Genomic DNA, 15091 nt, shown 5'->3' with positions numbered 1-15091 from the left:
GGCGGGACTGGGCTCGTGAACTGGCTGTGGAAACTGTTCGGAAGTCCGCCCCCGCCGCCGGCCGCTGGCGCGGATCACCTCGTCTATGTCCGCATCCCCGCGCCGATCGATCCCGAAGCGCGTGGCGCCACTTACGAAGACCCGCTCGATGCCGAATTGCGGCTGGCGGGACTCGGTTGCGTCAGCGGGGGCGGAACGGGGCTAAGTGACCTGGATGCGAGCGGTCATCGCGAGATCGAATATTGCGGGGTGGACATCGACACGCAGAACGTCGGCGCGACGCGCGACCTGTTGCGGCATCATCTGCCGCTGTTGGGTTGTCCGGCCGGGACCGCGATCGAATATGACCACGCGGGCAGCTATCTGCGCGACATCTTCGATGGGAACGACTGGCGGCTGGGGCAGGTCGCGCCGCCGGAGTGATGCCGGCGGGCCGACCCTTTCCCCGCATGCCATTCCCGCGTAGGCGGGGTTGACCTCACCCAGCCGTCGCGACCCTCGCCGGTTCAGCCAGAATTGATTCCCGCGTGCGGGGATGACGGTGTGCAATCAAGGCAAGACATGACCTCCCCCCGCCGTACCTTCGCGATCATCTCGCACCCCGATGCCGGCAAGACGACGCTGACGGAAAAGCTGCTGCTGAAGGGCGGCGCGATCCATCTGGCCGGCGAGGTGAAGGCGCGCGGGGCCGCGCGGCGGGCGCGGTCGGACTGGATGAAGATCGAACAGCAGCGCGGCATCTCGGTAACGTCCAGCGTGATGACGTTCGAGCGGGACGGCATCACCTTCAACCTGCTCGACACGCCCGGGCACGAGGATTTCAGCGAGGACACGTACCGCACGCTGACCGCGGTCGATTCGGCGATCATGGTGATCGATGCCGCGCGCGGGATCGAGGCGCAGACGCGCAAGCTGTTCGAGGTGTGCCGGCTGCGCTCGGTGCCGATCATCACCTTCGTCAACAAGGTCGACCGCGAGGGGCTGAGCCCGTTCGCGCTGCTCGACGAGATCGCCGATAAGCTGGCGCTGGACGTTGCGCCGATGCTCTGGCCGATCGGGATGGGCGGGACGTATCAGGGGCTGCACCGGATGGGCGACGCGGTGGACGCGCTGCCCGAGGCCGTGCGCGAGGAAGTCGAGCTGGCGCAGGTCGGCTATCCCGAATTCGATGTCGAGGCATATCGCCACGGCGACCTGACGCCGGTGTTCTTCGGCTCCGCGCTGCGCGAGTTCGGGGTGGACGATCTGATCGCGGCGATCGCCGAGCATGCGCCGCCGCCGCACGCGCTGCCGGCCGAGCCCGCGCCGGTCGCGCCCGACCATCCCGACGTCACCGGCTTCGTGTTCAAGGTCCAGGCCAACATGGACCCGAACCACCGTGACCGCATCGCGTTCATGCGGCTCGTTTCGGGCACGTTCAAACGCGGCATGAAGCTGACGCCGACCGGCCACGGCAAGCCGATCGCGGTGCATTCGCCGATCCTGTTCTTCGCCCAACAGCGCGAACTGGCGGACGAGGCGTTCCCCGGCGACATCATCGGCATCCCCAACCACGGCACGCTGCGCGTCGGCGATACGCTGGCGGAAAAGCCGGGGGTGCGTTTCACTGGCCTGCCCAACTTCGCGCCCGAAATCCTGCGCCGCGTGGTGTTGAAGGATTTCACCAAGACCAAGCAGCTTCGCAAGGCGCTCGACGACCTGTCGGAAGAAGGCGTGATCCAGGTGTTCTATCCGGAGATCGGATCGAACTGGATCATCGGCGTGGTCGGCCAGCTCCAGCTCGACGTGCTGCTCAGCCGGCTCGACGCGGAGTACAAGGTGGCGGCGGCGCTGGAGCCCTCGCCCTACGACACCGCGCGCTGGATCGGCGGCGCGGCGGCCGATGTGAAGGGCTTCACCGATCTCAACAAGGGCGCGATGGCGAAGGACCGCGACGGCAACCCGGTGTTCCTGGCCAAATCGGCGTGGGAAGTGAACTATGTCGCGGATCGTTATCCTGCGGTGAAGTTCGCGGCGACGCGGGAGCGGTAGCGGGCGGCCAGCGGGGGCGCGAAGCGGCCCCGTCTGACGGCGTGGCGATTACGCCTCCACCCAGTCCTTCCGTAGATGCTTCACCGCCGCGAACATCAGCACCGCCGCGACCAGATAGAAACTGGTCGCCGCGATCAGCGAGTAGCGCAGCGATTCGTTGCCGAACTGCGCGGTCATCCCATCCGACATCGCGCCCATCACCCAGCTGCCCGCGCCCAGCCCGATCAGGTTGTTGATGAACAGGAAGCACGCCGATGCCGTCGCGCGCATCTGCGGCGGCACCAGGTTCTGGACCGCGGTGGTGACCGGCCCCAGCCACAGGATGTTGAGGCCGTTGGGGATGACGAGGAACGCCCAGGCGACCCACGGCGAACTGCTCCAGAAACCCGCGGCGAACAGCGGCAGCGTGACGAGCCAGGCGATCGCCGGCAGCTTCGCGTAATTGCCCCGATCGCGCCCGCCGAGCTTGTCGGCGAACCAGCCGCCGGCGAACACGCCCAGCGTGCCGCCGACCAGCAGCAGCGAGCCGAAGAACAGCGACGCGCCCCACAGGTCGAACCCGAAGCTGCGGATCAGCAGCGACGGTGACCAGAAGGCGAGGCCGTAGCCGCACATCGAGCTGAACGCCGCGGCGAAGGCCATCAGCCAGAAGCTGGGCTTCTTCGCCAGGATCGGGAAGACGGCGGAGACGGGCACCGCGACCTTGGGGGCGGGGCCGGACGGATCGGCGCCGCCGCGCAGCGGCTCCTTCACCACCAGGCGAAAGATCGGTGCGACGAGGATGCCGGCGATGCCGACGACGATGAAGGCGGTGCGCCAGTCGACCGTCGCGGCGATCCAGCCGCCCAGGATCGCGCCCATCGCCAGCCCGATCGGAATGCCCATCGAGTAGATGGCGAGCGCACGCGCCCGGCGTTCCGGCGGGAAATAATCGGCGATCATCGCGTAGGAGGGGGCGACGCCGCCCGCCTCTCCCACGCCGACGCCCAGCCGCGCGAGGAACAGGCTCCAGAAGCCGGTGGCGAGGCCGCACAGCGCGGTGAACCCGCTCCAGACGGTCAGCGAGATGGTGATGACCCAGCTGCGGCTGGTGCGATCCGCGACGATCGCGAGGGGAATTGCGAGCGTCGAATAGAGGAGGGCGAAGGCGATGCCACCCAGTGCGCCGAGCTGGGTGTCGGTCAGCCCCAGGTCGGCCTTGATCGGCTGAACGAGGATGCCGAGGATCTGCCGGTCGAGGAAGTTGAAGGTGTAGACGATGAACAGCATCGCCAGCACGGTGTTGGCGTAGCGCCGGCTGGGCGGCGTGTGCGTGACGCTGGTCATCGTGTCTCTCTCCCCCGGCCCCTGACCGTTCGGGCAGCCCTTCGACAAGCTCAGGGCGAACCGGGTGGGCTCCGGCCTTGATGCGGCAAGGGCCGGACCTTCGTCAAACGAAAGCCCGGCCCTTCCCCCGTTTACCGCTGCGACGAGCGGATCAGAAGCGCGCGGTGAAGGTGGCGAACACCTGGCGCGGGTTGCCGTAATAGGCGGTCAGGACACCCTCGGCGCCCAGCGTCGAGCTGAGGCCCGGCTGGCCGTTCGCCAGGACGAACTGGCCGGTGTCGGGGTTCTGGCGCAGGAAGTTGTAGCCCGACACCACGTAACGCTTGTCGGTAAGGTTACGGCCGTGGACGCCCAGCGAGAATGTGTCGTTGATGCTCCACACCAGATTGGCGTCCCACAGCGCATAGGCGGGCTGGTCGAGCTGGGGGATGGCGAGTTCGAACTGCTGCGAGTCGCCGCGATAGGACAGGGTGGTCGACATATCGACCGATCCGCTGTCGCCGACCGGCGACGAATAGGCGAGCGTGCCGCTTGCCGTCCAGTCGGGCGTGTTCTGGAATTTGCGGCGGCTGGCGACGTTGATGCCGCGCGAATCGATGTACGTCGTGTATTTCGCGTCGAGATAGCCGGCGGTACCCGACAGGGTCAGCCGGTCGCTGTCGGCGGCGAGGCCGCGGGCGAGCGTCGCATTGACCTCCGCCTCGAAGCCGTTGATGCGCGCGGCGCCGGCGTTGGTGGTGATGCCGATGAAGGTCTGCTGGCCGGCCACCGTGGTGCCGATCGATCCGGGCACCTGCACGTCCTTGTACTTGGCGTGGAAGCCGGCGAGCGCGAAGGTCAGGCGGCGGTCGAACAGCGCCGCCTTGTAGCCGACTTCATAGCTGTCGACCGTTTCCGGATCGAACGACAGGAAGTCGTAGATCTCCGCCGAGGTGCACACCGCGCCGGCCGGGGTGCGGCACGCGGTCGACTGGCCGCGCGGATCGAAGCCGCCGCCCTTGAAGCCCTTCGAATAGCTCGCATAGAGCGTGTGATCCGGGCTGGGCTTGAAGCTGATCGATCCGCGCGGGGTGAACTTCGAGAAGTTGGCCGAGCCGGTGAAGTCGGACGTGGTGGCGAACAGCGTGCCGGCGCCGCCGAAGAACGGCGATCCGCCGCCCAGATAAGTACGCCGCAGGATCGACGACTGGCGGCTGTCCCAGGTGTAGCGACCGCCGACCGACGCCGAGAACATCGGCGACAGATCATAGGTGAAGTCGCCGAAGATCGCGACCGTGTCGGTCTCCACGTTGCCGAAGGTCAGCGCGGTGACGCCGCCGGGCAGGCGCACGTCGAACACGGTGCGCGCCTTGGCATCGAGATAGTAGAGGCCGAGCAGGCCGGAGAAGCCGCCGCTATCGACCAGCAGCTGCGCTTCCTGCGAAAACTGCTTGTTGTTGTAGAAGGCGGGCACGTCGACATCGACCGCGGGCAGCGCGTCGAAATCGATCGGGGTGCCCGAATCGTCCTTGCGATAGCCGGTGATCGACCGGAACGTCAGCCAGTCGGCGGGCTTCAACTCCGCGAAGAACGACCCGCCATAGGCCTCCACCTTCTGCTCGGGATCGCGCAGGCCGCCGCGCGTGTCATAGACCTTGGCCAGCACCGGTATGTTGCTGGCCAGCCCCGCGATCAGGCGGTGGCCGCCGCGCGGGTTCGACTTGTCCATCGTATAGTCGCCGGACAGGCGGAAGAACGCCGACGACGACGGCTCGACCTGCAGCGTGCCGCGCGCGGCCCAGATGTCCTTGTTGTAGTTCTCGTCGCCCGTCGTCAGGTTCTTGCCGAAGCCCTCGCGGGTCAGGCGCGCGACCGCCGCGCCGATCTTCACCGTGCCGTCACCGATCGGGACCGAGCCCGAGATCACGCCGTCGGCCTGGTTGTAGCTGCCGTAGGTGCCGCGCACATAGAGCTTGGGATCGTCGCCCAGCCGGCGGGTGACGTATTTGACGGCGCCGCCGATCGTGTTGCGGCCATAGAGCGTGCCCTGCGGCCCGCGCAGCACCTCGATCCGCTCGACGTCGTAGATGTCGAGCACGGCGGCCTGCGGACGATTGAGGTAGACGTCGTCGAGGTAGATGCCGACGCCGGCCTCGAAGCCCGCGACCGGATCCTGCTGGCCGACGCCGCGGATGAAGGCGCTGAGCGTCGAATTGGTGCCGCGCGACACCTCCAGCGTCACGTTGGGAGTGACGGCCGCGATATCGGTGACGTCGATCGCCCCCGACGCCTCAAGCTGCGCGCCCGAGAAGGCGGTGACCGCGATCGGCACGTTCAGCAGCGATTCCTCGCGGCGGCGCGCGGTGACGATGATGTCGCCCGAATTCTCGGCGGCTTCCGTCGCCGCTGCGGGGGCGGCGTCCTGCGCGGCGGCCGGCGCGGCGGAGGCAAGCGCGGCGACGCTGGCGCCGAGCGCGAGGAACATGCGAGTGGAACGAACGGTGCGGATCATGGCTTCCCTCCCCTGGCATCCCCCGCCGTCAGACGCGGGGTTGTGCGTGGTCGAAAGCCGCTATACTGAAAGGTGAACCAGGTTTCAACTTGGGAAATCGAGGGGGTGACGAGATGGCGGGCGGACGTGTTCCGGCGGCAACAGTGGCTATCGACGCGGGCAGCGAGGCGAAGGCGCCGCGCACCGAACGCGGCCGGCGTACCCAGCAGGCGATTCTTGACGCGGCGGCGAAGGAATTCGGCGAGCGTGGTTTCCACGAAGCGTCGATCAGCGACATCACCCGACGCGCCGGCGTCGCGCTGGGCAGCTTCTACACTTATTTCGATTCGAAGGACGCGGTGTTCCGCGCGCTCGTCCGCCACATGTCGGGGCAGGTACGCGATCACGTCGCCCCGGCGATCCGGGCGGCGGGCGACGGCATCGCGGCCGAGCGCGCCGGCCTCGAACAGTTCATCGGCTTCGTGCGGGCGCACAAGGAAATCTACCGCATCATCGACGAGGCGGAGTTCGTCGATCCCGACAGCTTCCGCGCGCATTACGCGACCACCGCCGGCCGCATCCGCCAGCGGCTGGAGGCGGCGGCGGCGCGCGGCGATCTGCGCGACGGTGTGGGCGAGGTCCACGCCTGGGCGGTGATGGGGATGAACGTGTTCCTGGGCCTGCGCTACGGCGTGTGGGACGAGGATGCCGCGCCGGGCGACGTCGCCGATACCGTCGCCGAGCTGCTGCGGCGGGGGATCGGGCGGTAGATTTCACAACGGTGACGTGTCACCGCCGCAGCAGGAACACCGCATGTTCGGCGCGGAAGTTCGCCGCCGCCGCGGTCGTCGGGCGGCCGCGGTTGAGGAACCAGGCGCCCTCCACCGTGATCCCGCTGTCGCGCACATAGGCGCGGAAATCGTCGATCGTGACGTGGTGGATATTGGGCGTTTCGTACCACGCCAGCGGCAACAGGGTCGTCACCGGCATCCGCCCGCCCCACAGCAGCGACGCGCGCACCCGCCAGTGCGCGAAATTGGGAAAGCTGACGAAGGCGCGCCGCCCGATGCGGAGCAGTTCGCCCAGCACGATATCGGGCCGCATCGTCGTCTGCAGCGTCTGGCTGAGGATGGCATAGTCGAACGCCTGCGGCGGATAGTCGGCCAGGTCGGTGTCGGCATCGCCCTGCATCACCGACAGGCCGCGGCCCAGCGCGGTGGTCACGTCACCGGCGTTCAGCTCCAGCCCGCGCGCGTCGCATCCCCGGTCGGCGATCAGCGCCGCCATCAGCGCGCCGTCGCCACACCCGACATCGAGCACGCGCGATCCGTGCGCGACGTTCGCGGCGATGATCGCGAGATCGGGGCGCAGGATCACGCCGCCGCCCCCAGGAACCCCGCCATCACCCTGTCGAGTTCGGGCGAATCGAGCAGGAAGGCGTCGTGTCCGAACGGTGATTTCAGTTCCACGAAGCTGGCCGGTGCGCCGGCGGCGTTGAGCGCGTGGACGATGCCGCGCGATTCGGACGTCGGATAGAGCCAGTCGGTGTCGAAGCTGACCAGGCAGAAGCGCGTCCGCGAGCCGGCGAAGGCGCGCGCGAGATGCCCGCCATGTTCCTCCGCCAGATCGAAATAGTCGAGCGCGCGGGTGATGTAGAGGTAGGAATTGGCGTCAAACCGGTCGGTGAAGGCCAGTCCCTGGTGGCGCAGATAGCTTTCGACCTGGAAATCGGCGTCGAAGCCGAACGTCTTCGTGTCACGCGCCTGGAGCTTGCGGCCGAACTTGGCGGTCAGCCCGGCTTCGGACAGATAGGTGATGTGCGCCGCCATCCGCGCGACTGCCAGGCCAGCGGTGGGCGCCGCGCCGTCATAGTAATTGCCGTTCGCCCAGTTGGGGTCGGCCATGATCGCCTGGCGCCCGACCTCATGGAACGCGATGTTCTGCGCCGAATGTCGCGCGGCCGACGCCAGCGTGACGCAGGCGCGGACGCGATCCGGGAACGTCGCCGCCCAGCTCAGCGCCTGCATGCCGCCCATCGATCCGCCGACCACGGCCGCCAGCGTTCCGATGCCGAGGTGGTCGAGCAGCATCGCCTGCGCGCGCACCATGTCACGGATGGTTATGACCGGGAACGCCATCGCATAGGGGCGGCCGGTGGCGGGATCGCCGCTCGCCGGGCCGGACGAACCCAGGCAACTGCCGATCACGTTGCTGGCGACCACGCACCAGCGGTCGGTGTCGATCGGCTTGCCGGGGCCGACCATCCGCGCCCACCAGCCGGGCTTGCCGGTGCGCGGGTGGGTGGAGGCGACATGCTGGTCGCCGGTCAGCGCATGGCAGATCAGGATCGCGTTCGACGCGTCCGGCGCGAGGGTGCCATAGGTCTCATAGGCGACTTCCACCGCCGCGAGCGTGCCGCCGCCGTCGAGCGCGAGCGCGCCGAGCGTGGCGGTACGGTCCAGTCCGAAGCGCGCGTCGGTCATGGTCGGGCCGTTAGGGGGTGCGGGGACGTGCGGCAAGCATGCGCTTTCAACGCCACGCCGTCAGGCTGGACGGCGGTGCCGTCCCGCTGCCCGACGTGGCGAGTCCGTGGTTTGCCTGGCGCAAACCACGGCCGCCCGCACATCATCCCCGCCGTCTCGCCGGTGCCCGAGCCGCGATGATCGCCTGCGCAGCGAGGCGGCCGGTCTGCGCACCGCCGTTCATGTAGCCGGGATAGGCGTCGGACAGATGCTCGCCGGCGAACACCACGGGCCCGGCGGGGACGGGGACGGAAGCGATCCCGTTGGTCTCGGTCCAGATCAAAGGCGCGAAGCGGGTGAGCTGGCCGGGGCGGAAATTGACGTAGGCGCCGCGCGTGAAGGGTTCGTCGTGCCAATTGGTACGGCGGACGACCGGGCCGGTGGCTGCGGTCATGCCCGGCACGCTACCCTCTGCCATCTGCGCGAAGCGACGGGCGAGCGCGCGGGGTTCGGCCGCGTCGGCGGCGTGCACGTCCTTGCCGCCGGTGAACCAGGTCCACACGCTGCCGGCGCCGCTGGCCGGGCGTACCCCGCTGTCCCAGCCGAGCGACACGCCCTGCGCGGGATCGGTCTGCCAGATCTCGCCGCCGCGTCCGATCGGTTGCTCCCACGGCCGCGCCGTCATGGCTGCAAGCACCTTGCCGTTCACCCCCAGCCCGACCTCGGCGATGAAGCGGCGCCACAGATCGGGCAGGGGCACGCGATAATCGACCCGGCTCATGATCGAGGCGGGCGTGGTGACGATCACGGCGGCGGCGTCGAACGTCTCGGCGTTGGAGAAGGTTAGGCGCACGCCGGCCCCGCGCGGATCGACGCGGGTCAGCCGGCGATAGGTGACGATGCGCGCGGCGTGGCGCTTCGCCATCGCCTCGACCAGGCTGCTCGATCCCCCCGCGATCTGGAAGCGCTCGTCGCTGCGGCTGAGCACGTCGAAGCGGCGTCCGTCGACCGCCGGCAGGTTGAAGACGAGTTCGAGCGCGGACGCATTGGCCGGCTCGACGCCATATTCGGTGCGCGCGGTCGCCTCGAGCAGGCGGCGCACCCACGGATCGCGGATCAGCGGCGCATAGAGGTCGAGATATCCGGCGAACGACATGCGGTCGATTTCGGCGGCGACGGTCGCATAATCCTTGTCGAGGCGCACCGAATCGGCGTCGATCTGCGCGGCGATCGGCCGCAGGCCGGCGATCATCCGTTCGCGCGACACTTCGGCGCGGCCGTCGAGCACCATCGTGCGATGTGGCCCCGTCTTGCGATCGATCAGCGCGATGCCGAACTCGCGGGTTAGCGCGTGCATGTCCTCGTGCTCGCTGTTGACCAGCTGGCCGCCCATTTCGAACACTGGCGTGCCGGGCGCGCGGACGGTCAGGATGCGCCCGCCGACGCGCGTACGCGCCTCGAACAGCCGCGCCTCCACGCCCGCCTTCGTCAGGTGGTGCAGCGCGGTCAGCCCGGCGATGCCGCCGCCGATGATCGCGACCGGCCCGGCGGCGCCTTGCGCGCGCGCCTGACGGGGCAGGGCAGCCGTCGCGCCCAGCGCGGCGAGGCTCGCGATCAGGCGCCGGCGGGTCCAGCCGGCGTCGCCCGCCACCGGCAACTCCACCCCCGCGTCGCGCAGATTGGCCTGCCGCGCCGCCTCCAGTGCCTGCCACACCGCCGTCGGTCCACGCATTGTCGATAGTCCCCCTTGGCAGGCTCCATAGCGCCGCGCGCTTGCCAAGGCGATGGCCACGCGCGTAGGCGCTTGCAGCCATGACCGGACCCGCACCCAAGCCCTGGATCATGGGGATTGCTCCCTATATTCCCGGCCGCAGCACGACCGACGACGGACGCCAGGTCGCCAAGCTGTCGTCGAACGAGAATCCGCTAGGTACGAGCGACGCGGCGCGCGCGGCATTCGCCGCCGCCGCCGGACGGCTCGAACGCTATCCCGATGCGAGCGCGACCGAGCTGCGCGATGCGCTGGCGGCGAAGCACGGGCTCGATCCCGCGCGGATCATCTACGGCAACGGATCGGACGAGGTGCTGCACCTGGCCGCCGGCGCCTTCGCCGGGCCGGGTGACGAGGTGATCTACGTCAGATACGGTTTCGCGGTGTACGAGATCGCGACACGGCGTGTCGGCGCGACGCCGGTGATCGCCCCCGACCGCGATTATGCGACCGATGTCGATGCGATCCTGGCCGCCGTCACCGACCGTACCCGGATCGTCTTCGTCGCCAATCCGAACAACCCGACCGGCACTTACGAAAGCCGCGCGGAGATCGCCCGGCTGCACGCGGGCTTGCGCGGCGACATCCTGCTGGTGCTCGATCACGCCTATGCCGAATATATCGAGGGCGATGCCAAGGACGATGGCGGTATGGCGCTGGCGAAAAGCGCGCCCAACGTGCTGGTCACGCGGACCTTTTCCAAGATGTACGGCCTCGCCGCCGAGCGGATCGGCTGGGGCTATGCCCACCCCGCGATCATCGAGGCGATGCACCGCATCCGCCTGCCCTTCTCGATCACCATCGCCGGGACGGCGGCGGCGATCGCGGCGCTGGGCGATACCGATTTCGTCGCCCATGCCCGCCAGCACAATGCGACGTGGCGCGCATGGTTCGCCGACGAGATCGGCAAGCTCGGCAACGCCGGGCTGCGCGCGATCCCCAGCCAGGCCAATTTCGTGCTGGTCGTGTTCGAAGGCGCGCTGACCGCGGAGACCGCGTACAAGGGGTTGATGGACGCGGGCTATATCGTCCGCTGGCTGCCGGGACAGGGCCTGCCCCACGGCCTGCGCATCACCGTGGGTACCGAGGAGGAGACGCGCGGCGTCATCGCCGCGCTCAGGGCGCTGACGAGCGCCTGATGCTGCCGTTCGCGCGCGTGTGCGTCATCGGGCTGGGACTGATCGGCTCGTCGATCGCGCGCGGGGTGCGCGAAAGCATGCCATCGGTCGCGCTTGCCGGCCACGACGCCGATCCCGAGGTGCGCGAGACGGCGCGCGCGCTGGGGTTGGTCGACGATGTCGCGGACACGGCGGGCGCGGCGGTGATCGACGCCGATCTGGTGATCCTGTGCGTGCCGGTCGGCGCGATGGGCGCGGTGGCGGCCGAGATCGCCGCCGACCTGCCCGCCGACGCGATCGTCAGCGATGTCGGATCGTGCAAGGCGAGCGTGGTCGAGGCGTTGACCGCAGCGTTGCCCGGCGCGACGATCGTTCCCGCGCACCCGGTGGCCGGCACCGAGCGCAGCGGGCCTGATGCGGGCTTCGCCGCGCTGTTCCAAAAGCGCTGGTGCATCGTCACTCCGCCCGAGGGCGCCGATCCGCTGGCGGTCGAGCGGCTGTGCGAGTTCTGGCGGCGGCTGGGCGCGGACATCGAAATCATGGCGCCCGACCATCACGATCGCGTGTTGGCGGTGACCAGCCACCTGCCGCACCTGATCGCCTATACGATCGTCGGCACCGCCAGCGATCTGGAGGAAGTCACCTCTTCCGAGGTCATCAAATATTCGGCCGGGGGTTTCCGGGATTTCACCCGCATCGCCGCGTCGGACCCGACGATGTGGCGCGACGTGTTCCTCTCCAACCGCGAGGCGGTGCTCGACATGCTCCAGCGCTTCTCCGAGGATCTGTCGGAACTGCAGCGCGCGATCCGCTGGGGCAAGGGCGATGCGCTGTTCGACAGCTTCACCAAGACCCGCGCGATCCGCCGTTCGATCATCGAACAGGGCCAGGACGACGCCCGGCCCGACTTCGGCCGGTCGGACCACTGATCTTTCCTGCTGGCGACATCCCCGCGCGGGCGGGGATCAATTGCGGCCGCGCCATCGAGAAGAGCCGCCTGTCCGGCGGCTATGGAGTCCCGTCTTCGCGGGAATGACGATCGCTGGACTGGGATGGCTCAAGCGCGTTGATCGCGGCGTATACGCGTGCCTCGATCTCGCGGCGCGGCAGGCCAGTCTCGATCGCCGGCTGGAAGGCGAAGCGGATCGGTGTGTCGGGCCGTTTGACGCCGTGCTTTGGCCAGGCCGTGCCGCTGTCGAGCGCGATCGGCACGACGGGCAGGCCGAGCGCGCGGTAGAGGCCGGAGAAGCCGGGCTTGAGCGGTGGCGCCTCGCCCGGCGGCACGCGGGTGCCTTCGGGAAAGATCACGACCGAGCGGCCTTCAGCCTTCGCCGCCGCCGCTGCGCGCATCAAGCCCCGCAGCGCCGCCGCCGATCCCTCGCGGTCGACCACGATCATGCCGTAGCGCTGCGCCGCCCAGCCCCACATCGGTATACGGGCGAGCTCGCGTTTCATCACCACGACCGGCGCGTCGAGCAGTGCGACCAGTTCGAACGTCTCGAACATCGCCTGGTGCTTGGCTGGATAGAGCGCGGGTCCCGCGGGAATCGTGCCCGAGGCGACCACGCGGATGCCGAGGATCAGGCGCGCGCAGCGGCGATGGTAGCGGGTCCACGCGCGCACCCAGTAGCGCAGCGGACCGCTGCCCAGCGCCGCCAGCAGCGGTGTCGCCAGCACATAGGGCACCGATCCGCCGAAGAAGACGAGGTTGAACAGCCAGGTCCGAAGCCGCGCGCTCATCGATAGCCGACCAGCAGCGCGACGCGGCGGACCAGATATTTGTTGTACTCGCGCACCAGCATGCCGAACCGCGGGTTGGTCGCCACCGCGTCGCCCGTCACCTCGACGTCGCCGTCCGCGACCGCCGCCAGCTCCAGCCGCGCGCGCGGCATGTGCCAGTCGGCGGTGACGAGCCGGACGGTGCGATAGCCGCGGGTGCGCAGCCAGCGCGCGGTTTCCTCGGCGTTCGATCGCGTATCGACCGCCTCATAGCCCAGATCGATGCAGCAGGCGAAGATGCGGGGCGGGACATTGTACTCGGCGGCCAGCTCGACCGGCCGCACGGTCGAATCCGCGCCAGAGATCAGCATGCGCTTCGCATAGCCGCCGTCCATCAGCACCAGCCCGCGATGGATCCGGCCCGCACCGCCGGTCAGCACGACGATGGCGTCGGTCCTGGCCGGTTCGGCCGGGCTGCCGACCGACAGCATGAACACCGCGAAGCCCAGCAGATAGGCAAGTGCTGCGAGCGAGAGCAGGCGCGCGATCCTCACAGCGTCCGCCTCAGCGCGCGCAGGATCGCGAACCGCGCGGCGATCGTCGCGAGCAGCGCGAAGGCGATCGGCAGCGCGGCAAGGATCGCCCACGCCCCCGGCGACAGTGTCAGACCCCCGACCAGCACCGAATCGATCGCGGCGACGCGCGTGCCGACCGCCAGCACCGCAGTCATCGCCAGCACGGTGCCGATCGTGCCGCCGACCAGGGTGTCGAGTGCGATACGGCGCTGGAACAGGCGCGAGATCTGGACGTCGGTCGATCCCAGCATGTGCAGTACGTCGATGGTGTCGCGGTGGATGTCCAGCCCGGCGCGCGCGGCGAGCAGCACGACGGCCGAGGTGGCGAGCGCCATCAGCAGCACGATTCCGCCCGCCAGCCAGGCGAGCGAGACGATGAAGCTGCGTACTGGCGCCAGCCACCGCGCGCTGCGATCCACTCGCGCGGCCGGCGCGATCCGCGTGATCGCCGTCGCCGCCGCGTCGGCGGTATCGTTGCTGCCGCTCGCCAGAGTCACGTCGATCATCGCCGGCATCGGCAGGTCGGCGTCCAGCCCGGCGTCGCCCAGCCACGGCCGCACCAGTTCGGCGAGTTCGGCACGCGGCACCGCGCGGACGGCCCGCACCTCCGGCAGGACGCGGATAGCGTCGACGGTGCGCTGCACGGCGGCATCGTCGGCGTCGAGCAGCTGAACCGTCATCTGCCCGGCGAGCTGGCGGTCGAGCCCGGCGACCGCCGCCAGCGTCGCGAGGCCCAGCGCGGCGGCGAGCACGGTGAGAAACAGCATCACCGCCATCACAGATCCCATCGCGCGCGCGCCGCCGCGCGCCGCGCCGAGCGGACCGCCGTTCCGCACCCTTCCGCTCATGCGCCGCGCGCTCCCGGCGGGAAGCGGAGCGACCCCGTCGGATCGACCAGCCGTCCGCCCTCGATCCGCATCATGTGTGCGCCCTTGATCCGCGACAGCATCTGGAAATCGTGCGTCGCGACGACCACGGTGGTGCCCAGCCGGTTGAGCCCGTCGAACAGGTGAAGCAGCCGTTCGGCCATGTCGGGATCGACGTTGCCGGTCGGTTCGTCGGCGACCAGCATCTCGGGCCGGGCGATGACGGCGCGGGCGATGGCGATCCGCTGCTGCTCGCCGCCCGACAGCGTCGGCGGGCGGGCGTTCGCCCGGTCGCTCAGGCCGACCCAGGCCAGCATCTCGCGCACCGGCGTCTCGATGTCGGCCTCGGGCACGCCGGCGACGCGCAGGGGGAGCGCGATGTTGTCCGCCGCCGACAAATGGGGGATCAGGCGAAAGTCCTGGAACACCACGCCGATGCGGCGGCGGAAGCCGGGCAGGCGATCGCGCGGCATCATCACGGCATCCTCGCCGAACAGCCGGATGATCCCGCGCGTCGGCCGCTGCGCGAGGTAGAGGAGCTTGAGCAGCGACGTCTTGCCGGCGCCGCTTGGCCCGGTCAGGAAGTAGAAGGCGCCCCCCGCCAGCGAGAAGCTGACGTCCACCAGCGTCTCCGCCCCGGTCCCGTAGCGCAGGCCGACATTCTCGAACTGGACGATGTTCGCCATCGGCCCGGCATCGCACAGCGCCCTGTCCCGCTCAAGCGGGGGATGAAACTGTGGATAAGCCGGTGGA

At 69.3% G+C, this 15091-nt stretch carries 14 protein-coding genes; 5 read left to right on the top strand and 9 right to left on the bottom strand.

Features of this window, described 5'->3' with window-relative positions; all coding sequences use genetic code 11:
• Nucleotides 1-15 precede the first annotated feature (15 nt).
• A complete protein-coding gene (locus VYI76_RS04965; RefSeq protein WP_326523661.1) occupies nucleotides 16-423 on the top strand; it encodes a hypothetical protein in 408 nt (135 codons plus the stop codon).
• 138 nt (nucleotides 424-561) lie between these two features.
• Complete coding sequence (locus VYI76_RS04960) at nucleotides 562-2031, top strand: peptide chain release factor 3 (RefSeq protein ID WP_326523660.1); 1470 nt, start codon at nucleotides 562-564, stop codon at nucleotides 2029-2031.
• Between the two features lie 48 nt (nucleotides 2032-2079).
• Here VYI76_RS04960 and VYI76_RS04955 read toward each other — a convergent pair whose 3' ends face one another.
• Both VYI76_RS04955 and VYI76_RS04950 read right to left on the bottom strand, forming a co-directional pair.
• Nucleotides 2080-3357, bottom strand: a complete 1278-nt coding sequence (locus VYI76_RS04955) for a spinster family MFS transporter (RefSeq protein ID WP_326523659.1) — start codon at nucleotides 3355-3357, stop codon at nucleotides 2080-2082.
• Between the two features lie 151 nt (nucleotides 3358-3508).
• Entirely contained in the window at nucleotides 3509-5848 is a 2340-nt protein-coding gene (locus VYI76_RS04950) for a TonB-dependent receptor (RefSeq protein ID WP_326523658.1), read from the bottom strand.
• 113 nt (nucleotides 5849-5961) lie between these two features.
• On the opposite strand from VYI76_RS04950, the gene VYI76_RS04945 reads away from it, so the two are divergent.
• The gene (locus tag VYI76_RS04945; protein ID WP_326523657.1) at nucleotides 5962-6597 is read left to right on the top strand and encodes a TetR/AcrR family transcriptional regulator; all 636 of its coding nucleotides are present in this window, start codon (nucleotides 5962-5964) and stop codon (nucleotides 6595-6597) included.
• A 19-nt stretch (nucleotides 6598-6616) separates the two neighbouring features.
• Here VYI76_RS04945 and metW read toward each other — a convergent pair whose 3' ends face one another.
• From metW to VYI76_RS04930, 3 genes are all read right to left on the bottom strand, one after another.
• Entirely contained in the window at nucleotides 6617-7204 is a 588-nt protein-coding gene (metW, locus tag VYI76_RS04940; protein WP_326523656.1) for a methionine biosynthesis protein MetW, read from the bottom strand.
• On the bottom strand, nucleotides 7201-8310 hold the full coding sequence (metX, locus tag VYI76_RS04935) for a homoserine O-acetyltransferase MetX (protein ID WP_326523655.1): 1110 nt from the start codon (nucleotides 8308-8310) through the stop codon (nucleotides 7201-7203). Before metX ends, metW begins: the two co-directional genes overlap by 4 nt.
• A gap of 142 nt (nucleotides 8311-8452) precedes the next feature.
• Nucleotides 8453-10021 (bottom strand): flavin monoamine oxidase family protein, encoded by a 1569-nt coding sequence (locus tag VYI76_RS04930; protein WP_326523654.1) that lies wholly within the window; start codon nucleotides 10019-10021, stop codon nucleotides 8453-8455.
• Nucleotides 10022-10101: 80 nt separating this feature from the next.
• Between VYI76_RS04930 and hisC the strand changes: the two genes are divergently transcribed.
• On the top strand, nucleotides 10102-11199 hold the full coding sequence (hisC, locus tag VYI76_RS04925) for a histidinol-phosphate transaminase (RefSeq protein ID WP_326523653.1): 1098 nt from the start codon (nucleotides 10102-10104) through the stop codon (nucleotides 11197-11199).
• On the top strand, nucleotides 11199-12107 hold the full coding sequence (locus tag VYI76_RS04920; RefSeq protein WP_326523652.1) for a prephenate/arogenate dehydrogenase family protein: 909 nt from the start codon (nucleotides 11199-11201) through the stop codon (nucleotides 12105-12107). The genes hisC and VYI76_RS04920 overlap by 1 nt, the downstream gene beginning before the upstream one ends.
• 79 nt (nucleotides 12108-12186) lie before the next feature.
• Here the strand turns inward: VYI76_RS04920 and VYI76_RS04915 are convergent, their stop codons facing one another.
• The 4 genes from VYI76_RS04915 to ftsE are packed head-to-tail and all read right to left on the bottom strand — an operon-like array spanning nucleotide 12187 to nucleotide 15024.
• Nucleotides 12187-12918, bottom strand: coding sequence for a lysophospholipid acyltransferase family protein (locus VYI76_RS04915; protein ID WP_326523651.1), 732 nt, complete (start codon nucleotides 12916-12918; stop codon nucleotides 12187-12189).
• Nucleotides 12915-13388 (bottom strand): YdcF family protein, encoded by a 474-nt coding sequence (locus VYI76_RS04910; protein ID WP_326523887.1) that lies wholly within the window; start codon nucleotides 13386-13388, stop codon nucleotides 12915-12917. The genes VYI76_RS04915 and VYI76_RS04910 overlap by 4 nt, the downstream gene beginning before the upstream one ends.
• A gap of 59 nt (nucleotides 13389-13447) precedes the next feature.
• Nucleotides 13448-14320 (bottom strand): cell division protein FtsX, encoded by an 873-nt coding sequence (locus VYI76_RS04905; protein ID WP_326523650.1) that lies wholly within the window; start codon nucleotides 14318-14320, stop codon nucleotides 13448-13450.
• On the bottom strand, nucleotides 14317-15024 hold the full coding sequence (gene ftsE / locus VYI76_RS04900; RefSeq protein WP_326523649.1) for a cell division ATP-binding protein FtsE: 708 nt from the start codon (nucleotides 15022-15024) through the stop codon (nucleotides 14317-14319). The genes VYI76_RS04905 and ftsE overlap by 4 nt, the downstream gene beginning before the upstream one ends.
• Nucleotides 15025-15091: the final 67 nt, after the last annotated feature.

The sequence above is a fragment of the Sphingomonas sp. genome, from assembly GCF_035910975.1.
Taxonomy (GTDB): Bacteria; Pseudomonadota; Alphaproteobacteria; order Sphingomonadales; family Sphingomonadaceae; genus Sphingomonas.
Note: the sequence above shows the minus strand (reverse complement) of the source record. Positions and strands in the feature narration are given on the sequence as shown.